The organism is Rhodanobacter sp. FW021-MT20 (assembly GCF_041107475.1).
Lineage (GTDB): Bacteria > Pseudomonadota > Gammaproteobacteria > Xanthomonadales > Rhodanobacteraceae > Rhodanobacter_A > Rhodanobacter_A glycinis.
The window spans coordinates 14,892-29,174 of the sequence record NZ_JBGBPX010000022.1 but is presented as its reverse complement, the minus strand read 5'-3'; the positions used below and the strand labels follow the sequence as shown (position 1 = coordinate 29,174).

At 60.5% G+C, this 14,283-nt stretch carries 14 protein-coding genes; 10 read left to right on the top strand and 4 right to left on the bottom strand.

Going from position 1 to position 14,283, the window contains the following annotated elements; translation table 11 throughout:
- Nucleotides 1–64: 64 nt before the first annotated feature.
- The 10 genes from AB7849_RS17435 (at nt 65) to AB7849_RS17390 (ending at nt 11,641) form a co-directional block, all read left to right on the top strand.
- A complete protein-coding gene (locus tag AB7849_RS17435) occupies nt 65–1,432 on the top strand; it encodes a hypothetical protein (RefSeq protein WP_008214266.1) in 1,368 nt (455 codons plus the stop codon).
- A gap of 353 nt (nt 1,433–1,785) precedes the next feature.
- Nucleotides 1,786–2,766, top strand: coding sequence for an ABC-three component system protein (locus tag AB7849_RS17430; protein ID WP_008214268.1), 981 nt, complete (start codon nt 1,786–1,788; stop codon nt 2,764–2,766).
- Complete coding sequence (locus tag AB7849_RS17425; protein WP_050984358.1) at nt 2,754–3,269, top strand: ABC-three component system middle component 2; 516 nt, start codon at nt 2,754–2,756, stop codon at nt 3,267–3,269. Before AB7849_RS17430 ends, AB7849_RS17425 begins: the two co-directional genes overlap by 13 nt.
- Nucleotides 3,266–5,140, top strand: coding sequence for a hypothetical protein (locus AB7849_RS17420; protein ID WP_008214270.1), 1,875 nt, complete (start codon nt 3,266–3,268; stop codon nt 5,138–5,140). The genes AB7849_RS17425 and AB7849_RS17420 overlap by 4 nt, the downstream gene beginning before the upstream one ends.
- 182 nt (nt 5,141–5,322) lie before the next feature.
- Nucleotides 5,323–6,240, top strand: a complete 918-nt coding sequence (locus AB7849_RS17415) for a hypothetical protein (RefSeq protein WP_157618169.1) — start codon at nt 5,323–5,325, stop codon at nt 6,238–6,240.
- Between the two features lie 439 nt (nt 6,241–6,679).
- Nucleotides 6,680–7,057, top strand: coding sequence for a BlaI/MecI/CopY family transcriptional regulator (locus AB7849_RS17410; protein ID WP_008214272.1), 378 nt, complete (start codon nt 6,680–6,682; stop codon nt 7,055–7,057).
- Nucleotides 7,054–8,616, top strand: coding sequence for a M56 family metallopeptidase (locus tag AB7849_RS17405; protein ID WP_008214273.1), 1,563 nt, complete (start codon nt 7,054–7,056; stop codon nt 8,614–8,616). Before AB7849_RS17410 ends, AB7849_RS17405 begins: the two co-directional genes overlap by 4 nt.
- Before the next feature lie 148 nt (nt 8,617–8,764).
- Entirely contained in the window at nt 8,765–9,241 is a 477-nt protein-coding gene (locus AB7849_RS17400; RefSeq protein ID WP_008214274.1) for a hypothetical protein, read from the top strand.
- An 85-nt stretch (nt 9,242–9,326) separates the two neighbouring features.
- On the top strand, nt 9,327–10,469 hold the full coding sequence (locus AB7849_RS17395; protein ID WP_081491824.1) for a serine hydrolase domain-containing protein: 1,143 nt from the start codon (nt 9,327–9,329) through the stop codon (nt 10,467–10,469).
- Nucleotides 10,470–10,546: 77 nt separating this feature from the next.
- Nucleotides 10,547–11,641 carry a hypothetical protein gene (locus tag AB7849_RS17390; RefSeq protein ID WP_008214276.1) on the top strand — a complete coding sequence of 365 codons (1,095 nt, stop codon included), beginning with the start codon at nt 10,547–10,549 and terminating at the stop codon, nt 11,639–11,641.
- Between the two features lie 218 nt (nt 11,642–11,859).
- On the opposite strand, the gene AB7849_RS17385 is transcribed toward AB7849_RS17390, so the two are convergent.
- The 4 genes from AB7849_RS17385 to AB7849_RS17370 all read right to left on the bottom strand — a co-directional run bounded on the left by AB7849_RS17385 (nt 11,860) and on the right by AB7849_RS17370 (nt 14,280).
- Entirely contained in the window at nt 11,860–13,158 is a 1,299-nt protein-coding gene (locus AB7849_RS17385) for an MFS transporter (protein ID WP_008214278.1), read from the bottom strand.
- Between the two features lie 81 nt (nt 13,159–13,239).
- Nucleotides 13,240–13,605 carry a nuclear transport factor 2 family protein gene (locus tag AB7849_RS17380; protein ID WP_008214280.1) on the bottom strand — a complete coding sequence of 122 codons (366 nt, stop codon included), beginning with the start codon at nt 13,603–13,605 and terminating at the stop codon, nt 13,240–13,242.
- Between the two features lie 27 nt (nt 13,606–13,632).
- Nucleotides 13,633–13,923: a DUF1330 domain-containing protein gene (locus tag AB7849_RS17375; protein WP_037101441.1), complete on the bottom strand. Its 291-nt coding sequence runs from the start codon at nt 13,921–13,923 to the stop codon at nt 13,633–13,635.
- Between the two features lie 120 nt (nt 13,924–14,043).
- Complete coding sequence (locus tag AB7849_RS17370) at nt 14,044–14,280, bottom strand: tautomerase family protein (protein ID WP_369501448.1); 237 nt, start codon at nt 14,278–14,280, stop codon at nt 14,044–14,046.
- Between the last annotated feature and the right edge of the window lie 3 nt (nt 14,281–14,283).

Sequence of the window (14,283 nt, the reverse complement as noted above, 5' to 3'; positions counted from 1 at the left end):
CCGGGATGCGCAAGCAAGCTCGTCGCTGCACAATGGCCCGACCTCGCCATGCGAAGGGAAACGAATGGATCTGAAACGTCTTGGCGAGGTGGTGCGTGAGGTGTTGCGCTACCAGCTCGGCTTCTGTACGCATAACGGAATATCAGCCACCTGCCAAAAGGTGGGACTCCCAATTCCTGACCCGGCGAAGACTAAGGCCGAGCGTTCCGCAGAAGCGATTGAAGGCATCTCGGATGACCAAGCAGAAGGGCTGTCCAACCAACTGCTTTCCGCTTTCCCTATACGAGCCGCAGATCGCAACGCCTTGCAGGATGCGCTGTGGGCTGATGCTGGCTATCCAGAGATTCCCAAGCGCACCAGGCGGGAGATCGCGGAGACGCTGGGGCATTCCGATCTCTTTATTGACGCTCGCCATTTCGACGCGCTGCTGACCGATCTCTGGGTGCTTGGTGATGATCCGATCCAAGCGGTCTCCACCATCCTTGGTCTCCCGGATCGGAGTTTGCGAGGAGAAATCGAACAGCACGTCCATCGCAATCCCGACTGGTCTGGCGTCGAGCTCTTTGACAATCTCAGTGCATTCGAAGCATCAGACCATCGCTTTGCGCTGTTTCTAGAGGGATTAGCATCCCCTGATGTTAGGCCTAATGAGGATGAACAGCGCCGCTTCGTCGAGCAAGTCAATGGTCCACTAAAAAAACAGGGCCTTGAGCTTCAGGAAACGGGAAGCGAGGGCGGATATCCTACTTTCGAGGTGGTTTCAGTCCATGCGACGCCACGCGGGCGACCCAAAAACCTGATCTTTGCATCGTCGATAAAGCCGGATCTAAGGTTCCGGGACGCCATCGACAACGACATCGAAATCGTGACTGGCGCTGACCAAGTACTGATTTACGACCGTCCCATTGGACACGACGGGTTGCGCTGGGCTGACCTTCAATCCTGGTGGAAGGACAGTCAGAAGTTCGATGATGATGATCGAGCAAAGAAAACGCTCTATCGACGCTTGCGAGCAAGCCTTCCAGATTCGTCGCCGCCTCAAATGGCGTTGTTCGATGGCTTCTATAACGGATTCAAGACAGACTCACTACACCTGCCGGCGCTCCTCCCCGAGGTCTGGCTGCACTGGGATCCCAAGACGATTCGAATGCGAGGGCGAGATGCACTACTCCATTCCCGAATGGACTTCTTGCTGCTCTTACCCAACAACGTCCGTGCCGTGGTTGAAGTTGACGGCCAGCAACACTACTCGGAAAACGGAAGAGCGGATCCGCGGCGATATGCGCGGATGGTTGAGGCTGATCGTGAAATGCGCCTGTCCGGTTATGAGGTCTATCGGTTTGGTGCATCACAATTGATGGAAGAACAAGCACCCGCCACTGTGTTTGGTTTTTTTGTCCGTCTATTTCGCTTGCATGGCGTCATCCGTTGACACCGGATCGCTCAGCATTGATTTTGGCCAACATCTCATGAAATTGATCATTCAAACTTTGCTTGGTTGTGCGCAGTGGGCCGGTGGCAAGCCCTGCAAACACCGGGCGTCGCATAGGGCATCGTGACGCTCCTTCCCCCGGGCGCCCGCCAAATACTGGACGATAATGGCCTAGATCACCTCAAGAGGAGGGCATGGCGACGGCTGGGCGCGATCGAGGCGCGCCTCGAAGGGGACGTGCGGTCGCGGTGGCGAATCGGACTGCGCCATGCCTGTTACCTGCTGGCGCGGGTCGCGGCATAATGGGCTGAAAGGATCAAAGGGGACAAGCGTTGCGACGGAACCACGCAATTTTGATCAGCGCCTTAGGTGCGGATGAGCTGGAGGAGTTCGTCAACGATTGGCTCGCTCAGCGCGTAAAGGACTACCATAGCCACGAGTTATGGCGCGGCACCGGCGACATGGGGCGAGACGTCACGGGCTACGCCACTGCGCAGCGGATGGAAGGCTTGTGGGACAACTACCAGTGCAAACAGCTCAGTAAACGACTGTCAGAGACGGCGGCGTTCGTTGAGCTGGGCAAAATCTTTATGCACGTCGCCGACGGCGCGTTCGCCCTGCCGCGGGCCTATTTTTTCGTCGCGCCGCAGGGCGTCGTTAGAGCCGTTCAGGACTTCATTGCGCATCCGGAGCGGTTTCGAAGCGCTTTCCTTGCGCGCTGGGATAAGGACATCGCACCCCGTCTGGTCGAGAACAAAACGATCGCATTGACTCCGGCCATCGAGGCGGTAATCAATGCATTTGATTTCACTCATGTCGACTGGTTTGATGCGGTCCGCTTGGCAAACGATGCCGCCTGCAAGGTGGCCTTGGTCAAATGGTTCGACGATGATCCGGGCCCGTCGCCGCGCGGTACAGTACCGGACGAAATTCAGTCCGACGAATCGGCGTACGTGGAGCAGTTGCTTAAGGTTTATGAGGAGAAAGGACCTGGGACGTACGCCAGTGCGACAGCGGCCTTGGCCAGCGCCGAGTTCGGCCCTCACCTTCGCGAGCAGCGCATCCGTTTTTTTGACGCGGTCGCCTTTGATCGTTTCTATCGTGACTCCACGCCGGAAGCGTATTTGGCCAATTTCAAGGACGAGATTTATCACGGCGTGATCGACGCACATCGCGAAACCTATTCCAATGGCTATTCGCGGCTGGGCAAGGTGATGCAGCAAGCAGCAGCATTGCAGGCCTCGGGCGTGCTTGGCCGGCACGCCGGCCCCAAGGTCAAGCAGGGCACCTGCCATCAGCTTGCCAACGAAGGGCACCTGCCATGGGACCGGTAGAGGCACCCGTCTCATCGGGACATCCTTTCAATAGTGTGCTGGAAACCGGCGTTCGCGCGGTAGTGATGCTCGAAGCGTTTTATCCGCGTCCTTGCGACTTGATGGAGCTGACCTGGCTCGATTACGTGGTCGTTCATACGGGCGACCTGGAGGGCGACAACGTGCCGTCGAGCCTGCACCCTGCTCTGCCCAACCGGACCGGCGAGCTGGTTGTTCGCCGACCCCTTGTCGAACGGAGCTTGCGCATGATGCAGCAGATGCACTTGGTCGAGGTGCACGAAATGGATAGCGGAATTCAGTACTGTGCCAGTGAAAATGCGCCTAGTTACCTGGTCCTGCTCCAAGCCCCCTACTCACAGGCGCTCAAGCACAGGGCCCGGTGGGTCGCCGATCGTTTTCGCGGCATGAATACCGCCGAGATCAAGGGCCTGATCGAGCAGCGCATCGGTCGCTGGACGGCGGAGTTCCGTTCAAATGAGATGCCCGGTGGGGCGCTCTCATGAGTGGAATCCGCCTGCGTCACCTCACGTTTACCGGCCCCCACGTGGCGCCGGCCGAACTGCTTTTCTTCGACGGTCTCAACATCATCTATGGGGCGTCCAATACAGGAAAGTCGTTCACGACGAAGGCCATCCTGTTTATGCTCGGCGCGAGCAAGGCTCTGCCAGAGATTGAGCAGATCGTGGCCTATGACCAGGTGTGGCTCGGGTTGGTCATGCCGGATGGCCGCGAGGTTACGCTCTATCGCGCCGCACGTGGCGGCGACCTGCGCATTTTTGAAGGCCTAGTCAGCCGCGCTGCCGCTGACGCAGGCATCATGTTGCGCGAAAAGCATGAGAGCAAACGCACCGATACTGTTTCCCACTTGCTGCTGGATGCCTTGGGGCTAGCGAGCAAGGCGATTGTGCGTAACACCAGCGGCAGTAAGGATGCGCTAACGATTAATCGGTTGTCGGCGTACATGGTGGTGTCTGAAGGCGACATTATTGCGGAGAAGAGTCCAGTATTTACCTCGGGTGTGCCCGCCCAGCGCACCTTCGAGCAAAACCTGTTCAAGCTACTCGTCACAGGCGTTGATGACAGCGCCACGGTCGCAGTTCAGACGCAGTCCGATCGCAAGGTGGCCAAGGCTGCCAAGATTGAACTGGTCGATGAAATGATCACCCAGGTTGAAGCGGAGCTCGGCGAGAACGCGCCCGCACAAATCGAGTTGGAGCAGCAGTTGGGCCGCTTGGAGCAAAACGCTCGTGATCTGTGGGCTGATGTCCAGGCTAGCCAGGGAGCGCTGGACGGTTTCGTGACCGAGCGCCGCACCGTGATGGATCGCCGTAACGAGTTACAGCAACGTGCCGGTGAGTTGGATCTTACCCTTCAACGCTTTGCCTCACTGAAAGCGGTGTACGTTTCGGACCTGGAACGACTGCAATCGATCGAGGAAAGTGGCTTCGTTCTCGTGGCGATGACCGGCATGGATTGTCCCGTGTGCGGTGCGCCGGCTGACGCGCAAAAGCACAATCACGCCGCCGAGGAGATTGCGATGGCGCACACTGCCGCCGCCGCAGAAGTGCGCAAGATTGAGCGTGAGCAACTGGAGCTGGCCCAGACCACCGCTTCGCTCGACGCCGAGTTCGCCGGTCTCGGGCAAACGATCGAGCAGCTCTCCGAAACAGTCGGTAGACTCGACGAGTCAATTCGCCAGACGCGCCCACTGGAGGCTTCACTGAGGAACGGTCACGCTGCGCTCGTGACCAAGCGCGCTGACGTAGTCCGTTGGCTGGATCTTTACCAGCGCCGAGCGGAGCTGGTCGTCCGACGCGAGCAGTTGGCCAAGGAGCCGACTTCCGGCAAGCGTGAAGCGCCTCAGGTTGGTGCCGATGCCACCACCGCATACCGCTTCGGTGAGACCATCCAGGCCGTACTGAAGGCTTGGCATTTCCCTGACGCGGACAAGGTGCAGTTCGATACCGTCAGCGGCGATGTGACGGTGGCGGGCAAGCGCCGCGCCGCCAACGGCAAGGGTGTCCGTGCGATCCTGCGTGCTGCGTTCAACGTGGCGGTAATTGTATATTGTATCGACAACGGGCTGCCCCACCCAGGGTTCCTGGTCCTAGACACACCGCTGCTGACCTACCGTGAGCCGCTCACCTCGCGTCATGGGCAGTTGTCTGACGACGAAGCTGCGTTGGCCGGCAGCGGCCTTGCGGAACATTTTTACAGCCATCTGGCGAGCCTGAAGGCTCACGTGCAGTTTATTGTGATTGAGAACTCGACACCGCCCGCGGCCATCGGCGACTTCGCGCGGATCACCACGTTCACGCACGTGGCAGACCGTGGCCGCTTTGGTCTGCTGGCGATGGGTGGTTCCTCGGTCTAACCTCTTTGCGGGGAATCAGTGCCACATAACTCAGCATCGTCCGTGCCCGACGGCCGACCGCCGGGCGGATGTGAGACCTTCGGGTATGGAGTTCCTAAAACGACCCATGAAAGCCAGTGCATTGCTACGCAATGGGCTTCGGGAATGTGATTCTTTCACCGAAAACGAGGGTATGAGCGCAAATGGCAACAACAAAGGAAGTTGGCGACGGTGGCGCTCGCCGCGCAGCAGCTTTGTTAGGGATTGCCGCCTGTGGGGAAGTTTCCAACGCATCAATGGATGAGGACGCAGCCAAGGTCGATTTGCACCTGACCTTTCGAAATGCATTCCGTTCCAATGAGTTGGTAACGCTTCGCTGTCAGGTAAAAAGCGGCCCTTCCTACGGCCGAAGGGGAAAAGACCACATTACGCTCAGCATAGACGGCGATACGAAAGACGCCCTGACCGGGACAGGAACGCCGGGGCTCATCGCGTGGGTCCCTCCCCCGCCGTTGGATAGGGTCTATTGGTTCGCTTCAGATCCGCGGACCAAGCGAAAGGCAGCAGTCAAGGTCGCTTTCAACGACTACGTCCGCCCGTCTCTTCGATACGATCTGAGTCGCCTTGCTATCTATGCTACTTGGGCCCACCGACACGCGTGCCAAACAGTCCGAAAATTCGACGAAGGCAAAATTCTTCCTTTGGCGAAGGTGGATTATTTGCGACTAAAGTCTACGAGACTGGTCCATCCGCTTGTTGGAGAACTAAAGGTCAGCCGCTTCGCCTGGCGCCATGTCACTCGCAGGTCTAAGACGGCGAAGCAGCGCCATTCCGCTCTACTAGCCACCCGCTACCTTCACGCGTTTCTCGACAAAGTGCCGGATCGCTACCTTTGCCGCCGGGAAGCCCCAGCTCGGAGCGGGCGACGAATGATAGAAACCCGGCACGTCATCTGCTGGTATCGAGACGCCCTATCCATTGACGGCCATCCGCATACGCTAGTCATCCGAATCCGCGAAATCGTGTCCTACCCGGAAAGTTGGCAATCGCATGCGCTCACTGTCGCGGACATCAAGCAGGAAGCAACTTTGGCCAGCTGGTGGCATACCCCTCAGAAATGAAAAGCGCACCCACCTCGGCGTCCCGTACTGACGTTCCGGTGAAGCAGGATCCGCTTCACTTTCGCGTCATCTGACCGGGAAGATGGAGATGGATGCGCAAGAGAACCATAGCACGAGGGCCATGCCAGCTATAGGTGTGTCGCACTTGTGGCCCAACCGGTAATTCAGCAGCGCCACGAACTGAACCCGTGCATCGCATTGCAACCGGTTCCATTCTTTCCCATGTCGGTTTTGGTCGAAAGCGGCGCTGCTCTACCCTCGATAACACAGGCTAATCACCCTGCCCTTGCGTCTAGATGTGCTCCTACGATGGCCATCGTTGGCATCAGCCAAGGTCTGCGCCTGTTTGGCGCCTGCACTATCTACTATATTCATAGTTGACAACTGCGGATTATGTCTTACTATCTACTATCACTCTAGTAGATGACGGCGGAACGCGATGAAGATCACCCTCACCGACCGCGAGGTCGACCTGATGCAGGCGCTCTGGGAGCACGGCGCGTCCACCGTTGCCGAGGTGCGGGAGCGACTTGCCGACCCGCTGGCGTACACCACGGTGCTGACGGTGTTACGCACGCTTGAAGCCAAGGGCTATGTCGACCACGAGGAAGCCGGACGCAGCCACCGCTTCTTCGCTGCCGTGAAGCAGCAGGCCGCGCGCAAGAACGCCGTACAGCACCTGACCGACAAGCTGTTCAAGGGCTCGGCCGAACTGCTGTTCTCGCACCTGGTATCCGAACAGAAGCTCAGTGACGAGCAGGTCCGCCGTATACGCGAGTTGCTGGCCGAACGCTCTGGCGGGGAGAAGTCGAAATGATCGACTGGATGATCTATGCGGTACTGGTTGCCGCAACCCTGAGCGCAGCGGCAATGGCCGCCGAACGCGCGGCCAGAGTTCGTCGCCGGGCTACGCGCTGGATCTGGCTGGCGGCGCTGGCCGGCTCGCTCATGCTGCCGGTGCTGATCGCCTCGGTCACGATCCGCTTGCCCGGCATGCTTCAATCCGGTGCGCAGCCGGCACCGATTGCGCTGCGTGACGTCACCTCCATTCCCGTGCCAGCCATGCTGGTCGATTGGGGCGGAACCCACCCCTACGGGACGCCGGATCATGTCGAGGCATGGATCCGCGATGGCTGGATGACGCTGTCGCTGCTGATGATGCTCGCTTTGGTGGCCAGCTCCGTGGTGCTGCGCCGACGCAAGCGCGGCTGGGTCGAAGCCACGCTGTGTGGCGAGCCCGTGCTGGTCGCTCCCGACACGGGACCAGCGGCGGCCGGGTTGTTGCGACCGTGTATCGTCGTACCGGCGTGGCTGCTACAAGCACCCGAAAGCCACCAGCACGCAGTCATGGCACATGAAGGATCGCATCTGCAGGCCGGCGACCCACGACTGATTGCGTTGGCAGCGTTGATGCTGGTGTCGATGCCCTGGAACCCCCTGCTGTGGTGGCAGTTCCGACGTCTTCGCCGCGCCATCGAGGTCGACTGCGACGCCCGCGTGTTGAGTCGCGGTGGCGACATCGGCGAGTACTACGAAACGCTTATCCATGTGGGACAGAGCCAGTCGTCCCGCGTCGGCCTGGTACCGGCGATGTCCGAGCCAGGCTCGTTCCTGGAACAGCGGATCAGGCTCATGCTGGCGCAACCCAGGAAATGGGCAGGCGTGTCGGCGCTGGCGCTGGTAAGTGTGTCGGTGGGCATGGCGGCGTTCGCGACGCAGATGACGCCACCCGGCAACACCGCGCCCGGCACACCGAAGACCATCACGCTGACGCCTGCCGTGCTGGATCGCTATGTCGGTTTCTACAAGGTGAGTCGTTTGTCCCGGGTCAGGGTGACGCGCCAGGGCGACGGCCTGCGCATTGTCATCACCGCCCAACGCCCCACTCCCCGACCGCAATATGCGTTACCACTCGGCGCGGATCGCTTTGCGGTCCAGGGCTCGGACGCTGTCGTACATTTCACCATGGACACCCGCGGGTATGCGAAGCGACTCGACGTCGTCTGGAAAGGCCATGTCGTGTTGGAAGCTCCGCACATCGACAAGGCCGAAGCCGCACGCATCGACGCGACGCTGGCCGCACGCATCAAGGCGCAGAAGCCGTTACCGGACAGCCAGAAGGCTCTGAAGCTTCTGCTCAGCGATCCGATCAGTGGTGCCGGCATGAGCGACGGCCTGGCCCGTGCCCGTGCCCAGCAGAGGGCATCGCGCGAAAAATATCTTGCCCGATTGGGTCCGGTGCGGTCCTACACCTTCACCGGTGTCAGCAAGTTCGGTGATGACGTCTACACCGTCAGACACGCGTACGGTACCGAAACGGTGGAGCTGTACGTCGACCACAACGGTGTCCTGACGTGGGCATACCGTTACCCGTAGCACCCCGGCTTCATCACTCAGCCAGGGGATTCCCCGCACTCCTGGTCTGAACCCCCTCCATGTTCACCACCGTTCTGCCAGTGGCCGTCTCCGCACGGCCGCCAAGCCCCCCTGTGCCCGGCAATTCCCCCACTCCAGGAGTGATGCCATGAACACACGCACCGTACTGCACCCTACCGGCTTCGGTCTGGCGGTTTGTCTGATCGCCACGGCATGCGCAGCATCGCCGTCCCGGCATTCCCGTACCGACGACGCAGCCTGGTTGACCCGAACCCTGATCACCCGGGAGTCGGCGTTGAGCAGCGCTTACAACACGTGCCACCTGCACGCTCTCCGTGACGCCGTCTTCGCCGGCACGCGCATCCGCCTGCAAAATGGGCGCCGTATCGATCCGGTCCGGGAAGCACGCGATCACATCTGCAACCATCTGCATCGGCAGGTGACACCCGACAGCGTGGCTGTGCGCGCAGTGGGCGACGACAGCGCCTTGGTCACCGGAACGCAACGCTTCTGCGCCATCGGAGTCACTCCCTGCACGGCCCCGGGGTCGCACTTTGCGCACCTGTGGACACTTGATCGCGGTCATTGGCGTATGGGCTGGATGCGTCGCGATCCGATCCACTGACCATGTCGAAACCCCGGCGTGCGCTCGACTTGAAACAAAGTGGCCATCTTGGACAAACCCCTTTTCGTAAGCAAAAGGAGAAAACATGCGAAGCCTTGTGCGTGGGATGCTTTTAGCAGCGGGCATGACGAGTCTGGCCATGACGACACCGGTGGTGGCGGCACCGAATGGTGCTCCAACCCCGGGATACACGGCGGATCTGGCGCAGCTGGATGGCTTTGCGCTCGGACTGACCGAGGCGGACCGGTTCTCCGGCGTCGTGCTCGTCGCGCGCAACGGGCATGTACTGCTTGAGAAGGCCTACGGCAAGCGCGACGCCGAGCGCAGCGATCCGGTAACCGTCGACACGCAGTTCAATCTCGCGTCGGCGGGCAAGATGTTCACCAGCGTAGCGATCCTGCAGCAGATCGCGGCCGGGCGTATCTCGCTCGACACACATGTGGGCGACGTGCTGAAGGACTATCCAAACCGACGTTTCGCCGACAGCGTCACCGTTCGCGAACTGCTGACCCACACCGGAGGTGCCGGAGACATCCCCCTGTTCGGCGTGAAGAACGCGGCCAACCGCGCACGCGTGCACAACGTTGCCGACATGCTGGCGCTCGGCGACCACCGTCCGCCGGCATTCAAGCCGGACACGAAGCTTGTCTATGGCAACTTCGGTAACGTGGTACTCGGGCGCATGGTCGAGGTGCTATCGGGCGAGGACTACGAAACTTACGTGCGCCGACACATCTTCAAGCCGGCAGGCATGACGCATACCGGCTTTCCCGACTGCACCACGCATGACCCGGACCTGGCCGTCGGCTACTCGACGGTGAACGGCAAGCGCGTGCCCAATTGTGCGACGCAGCCCACGCACGGTTTCCCGGCCGGCGGCGAGGCATCCACAGCGCGCGACATGTACCGGTTCGTACGTGCGTTGCAGTCCGGCAAGCTGATTCCGCACGCACTGTTCGCCAAGGCCACGCGCACCTACCGCATGTACATGGGCCTCGGTTTCTTCGCCACCGGCTACGGCGTCGGCGTGCCCGCCCGAGATTTCCGCTGGGGTCACGGCGGCGGCGCGGACGGCGTCTGCACCGACGTACGCACCTACCCTGTCACCGGCGAGACGATCATCGTCCTGAGCAACCGCACGTCTCCGGCCTGCTACCCGGTGTCCAACTTCCTGCACCAGCAATACAACAAACGGGGACACCGGCACTTTTCATTGCGGCACGGCTGAAACCTGCGTTCCCCGGAGCCATGCCAAATGGCCGCAACGGCATCCTGCGCCCGCCCTCTCCTTTCAGGAATGACACCATGAGATGTTCAGCATCACGCTACGTCGCCAAGATCTGCTTCGCGTTGGTCACCTCCATCGGCACGGCCTCCCTGCCGGTGCATGCCGCGAAACCGCAGCCTGGCACTCACACCGGCACGCAGCAGGGTGCCCAATACCGCATCGATATCCCGACAAACTGGAATGGTGACCTGGTCATGCTGATGCACGGCTACCAGCCCGTGGGAGCTCATCAAAGGACACCGATGCGGGCCGCTGAAACCACACCCGTCTTTCTCGAGAAAGGCTATGCGGTCGCCCAGAGCCAGTACGCATCGCAGGGCTGGGCGGTGGGCGATGCCATCGTCGACAACGAGCGCCTTCGCCAGTATTTCGTTCACACCTTCGCCCGCCCTGCCCATACCTATATCTACGGTTTCTCGTTGGGGGGCCTGGAGGTGGCGGCGAGCATCGAGCGTCACCCTCACACCTACACGGGCGCGCTGATCATGTGCGGTCTCACCGTCTCCACACCAAGGTTCCTGGCGCGCGGCGTACTCACCCCGCTGGTCGCCTTCGATGCCCTGATTCCTGGTGTTCTTCCGAATCTGTCCGCACCCGACTCACCGCCCTTCATTCCGCCGAACGTCTTCGCCAAGGCGCTGCAGGCACACCCGAAGGAAGCCGCCCTGCTGGAAAAGCGCCTGCAGGAAACGCCGCAAACACTGCCGACGCTTTCGCTCTATTACATGGCATTGCGTGCATTCGAGAGGCGCGCCGGCGGCATGCCGGTGGACAACCGCCAGACCGTTTATCACGGGTTCGGTGACGATGCCGCCTTCAACCACAAGGTCCATCGCTATGCCGGTTCACCCGCCGCGATGGCCTATGCCCGGCGCAACGTCACCTTGACCGGCCACATCGACATACCGCTAGTGATGCAATGGAATGCCTTCGACCAGACTATCCCCGAGCGATTTCATCACATCTATCCAGACCAGGTTCGTGCCGCAAGCAACGGTCAGTGGCTGACTGTCCTTGCCCCCACCGGTCATGGACACTGCAACTTCACTCATGCACAGATCGCTGCAGCGTTCGACACGCTCGTGCGCAAGGCTGATCCCGGGGATCATTGAACGGCTGAAGGCCCCAGCCTACCTACCCCCGATAACCATCCCTAATCGCCCTGCTTCGCCAACAATCCCACACAAGCCACTATCTCCAGAGCATGTCGGTGCGGCAGTCACCTCGCTGGCTGTCGAAGAGCGCTGCGCATGATAACCAGGCCGGCAAAGCGCACCCGATTCCCGCTCGGGCGACTCTGGACTGCACCGGGGATGACAGCACCTCCAGCCTATGATTGGACTGCCGGCTCACTGCTTCCTGATGCTTGGTTTTGCTGATTGGCTACCTTCAGGTTGAGCCAGGCGCACAGCCCAAGCAACGCGGCAGTGACGAAAAATACGTCGCGCAGACCTGCCCATGCGCCAATCTGTCCGCCCATCAGCGGGCCGATGACCTGCCCAGCGAACTGCGAGGATTGCAGATAACCCAGCGTCTTGCCTGCTCGGTGTTCGTGCACCATGGCGCGCACCCGCTTGGCTACCGCTGGCAGCAACCCGGCCATCGACATGCCCATGAGCCCGCGCAACAGGGCCAGCTGCCACCAGCTCGTGACGAAGGCCTGCGGCAGCATGATGATCGCGGTAATCAGCAGACTTCCCACAATGACTTTGTTGCTGCCGACCCGATCGGCCAGCGCACCTAGCCTCGCCGATGTAAGCATGCTGCCAAACGCTGACGTGGCCATCACGACGCCAGCCATGCGGGCCAGGTGATCGTGCGGCACGCCCAACTGGTTGATGTAGATAGTGATGATGGGCTCGATCGACATATTGGCCAGAAGAACCATCATCGCGGTAGTAAGCAGGGTGACCACAAGCCATCGATTGGCCGGTGAAGTCGGGATTGCCTCACCATGCGTAGGTTGGCGCGCATCCAGCCTGCGGTCGAAGTCCTCCCTGACGAACAAGATCGTCGCCAGCGCCGCCACAGCAATCACCGCACCGCCTACAAAGAACGTGCCGCGGATACCCACGAGCCCTGGCAGAAATCCTCCGGCCAGCGGGCCGACGAGGCTACCCGACAATGTGCCAATGGAAAGAATGCCTAGCGCCCATCCGGCCCGTTCGCGCGGCGCTTGCGTGCTAACCATCACCATCGACGAGGACGCGTAGCCACCGACAAGCCCGGCAAGAAGACGCAGCAACACGAGTTCAGTGATGCTGTGTGCCGTACCTATCAGCGACATGACGATCGCCATGCCGATTGCTGCTCGGACCAGCATGGGCTTGCGACCATAGCGGTCCGCCAGGTGCCCCCATAGTGGCGCGGTGATCGCCGTGCCAAAGAAGGTCGCTCCAAAGGCAACACCAGACCATTGCACGATAGCCGAATGCGAACTGACACCCAGCTGTTCCACATACAGTGGCAGGAACGGCAACAGCATGCTCAGGCTCACCAGCGTGGTGAACGAGCCAAACACGCCTATGACGAGGTTGCGCTTCCAGTACGGGGCGTTGCGTTCGGCGTAGCTCGAACGCGCCGTGATAGCCACGGGGACAAGCTGATTTGAGGCGATCTGCGCGGACATGGTCACGACCTGCTGAAGTGGTATATGCGTTGCAGGTCCTGTTTGGGCCAGTGCAACGCGCAAGAAGTTCGCACCGGCGCCTCAACGGCGCGGCGACCCAAAGAGCTTGTGGGCAATACCCCAACGTCCGTTGTCACGAAGAAAGGACAACACATTGAAGTAGTTGTTACCGAGAAAACGGAGATCTGCAGTGACAACCGCCATATCGCCCAGGACGGTGATTGAGGTGGGCGCCATCGCGAACTCTTCACCACCGGCAAAGGGGCTCTGGCGGGATGCAACTGTCGCGATGTATTCGGCGGCTGAGCGGGAACGAAACGCGCCGGTCACGATGTCTTCAACGCGCGCGCTTTCGCGAAATACTTCATGCAGCGTCGCGCTACCCCCTATGTAGATTCCTCGAAGGTACTTTTGCGCGACGTCGAGTACGTCCCGATGACTGTTCATGGTGATGGCACTCGTATTTGAAGAAAGCTAACGGCCTTCGATGATGCGCACGTCGCGCACGGCGGCGCCCGCTAGATGCTGAAGGGAGGCCTGGTACTCGTGACTGAGATAAGCCATTTCGGCAGCCTCCACGCTGTCAAATTCGACCATGGCGACCCGCTGGTTCGAACCTGCTTCATGATTGAAGGCCGGTACTCCCGCAGCCAGGACCCGTCCTCCATGCCGTTGGATAGCCGGCAGGGATGCATCGGCATAAGCATCAACGCGGCTCTCATCCGATACCGAACGGAAAGTTACAACCCAGTACCCACGTGCCATCTCTCTGTCTCCTGTGATGGCGCGAGCCCGCCTGAGCTTGCGCAGTAAACCGAACTCGAGGCAGGCGCCGCCTAAAATGCAGCTCCGGGACGCCAGCAATGGCATGGCGTCACTGACGATTCACTGTTTCTCTATCAAGAGCTGCTTGCGAAACTCTGCTACGGGCAAACCGCCCCAGCCCCAGTTCTCCAGTTCCACCTCTTCGATCACTACGAACGTAGAGTCCAGTGGCTTGTGGAGTACGTCGCGCAATACCTCGCTGACGCCCTTGATCACGGCGGCCTTCTCTTTTGCGGTAGCCGCGCTGCGGCCTGCGCCTGTCCCCTCTCGGGTGATCTGAATGTTGACCATTGGCATGAC

Bases quoted from the DNA above. Each gene is read 5' to 3' on its own strand.
- AB7849_RS17400 (WP_008214274.1), top strand. From the start codon at position 8,765: ATGAACACACGCACCGTACTGCACCCTACCGGCTTCGGTCTGGCGGTT.
- AB7849_RS17395 (WP_081491824.1), top strand. From the start codon at position 9,327: ATGCGAAGCCTTGTGCGTGGGATGCTTTTAGCAGCGGGCATGACGAGT.
- AB7849_RS17405 (WP_008214273.1), top strand. From the start codon at position 7,054: ATGATCGACTGGATGATCTATGCGGTACTGGTTGCCGCAACCCTGAGC.
- AB7849_RS17380 (WP_008214280.1), bottom strand. From the start codon at position 13,605: ATGAACAGTCATCGGGACGTACTCGACGTCGCGCAAAAGTACCTTCGA.
- AB7849_RS17385 (WP_008214278.1), bottom strand. From the start codon at position 13,158: ATGTCCGCGCAGATCGCCTCAAATCAGCTTGTCCCCGTGGCTATCACG.
- AB7849_RS17370 (WP_369501448.1), bottom strand. From the start codon at position 14,280: ATGCCAATGGTCAACATTCAGATCACCCGAGAGGGGACAGGCGCAGGC.
- AB7849_RS17420 (WP_008214270.1), top strand. From the start codon at position 3,266: ATGAGTGGAATCCGCCTGCGTCACCTCACGTTTACCGGCCCCCACGTG.
- AB7849_RS17415 (WP_157618169.1), top strand. From the start codon at position 5,323: ATGGCAACAACAAAGGAAGTTGGCGACGGTGGCGCTCGCCGCGCAGCA.
- AB7849_RS17425 (WP_050984358.1), top strand. From the start codon at position 2,754: ATGGGACCGGTAGAGGCACCCGTCTCATCGGGACATCCTTTCAATAGT.
- AB7849_RS17390 (WP_008214276.1), top strand. From the start codon at position 10,547: ATGAGATGTTCAGCATCACGCTACGTCGCCAAGATCTGCTTCGCGTTG.
- AB7849_RS17410 (WP_008214272.1), top strand. From the start codon at position 6,680: ATGAAGATCACCCTCACCGACCGCGAGGTCGACCTGATGCAGGCGCTC.
- AB7849_RS17435 (WP_008214266.1), top strand. From the start codon at position 65: ATGGATCTGAAACGTCTTGGCGAGGTGGTGCGTGAGGTGTTGCGCTAC.
- AB7849_RS17375 (WP_037101441.1), bottom strand. From the start codon at position 13,923: ATGGCACGTGGGTACTGGGTTGTAACTTTCCGTTCGGTATCGGATGAG.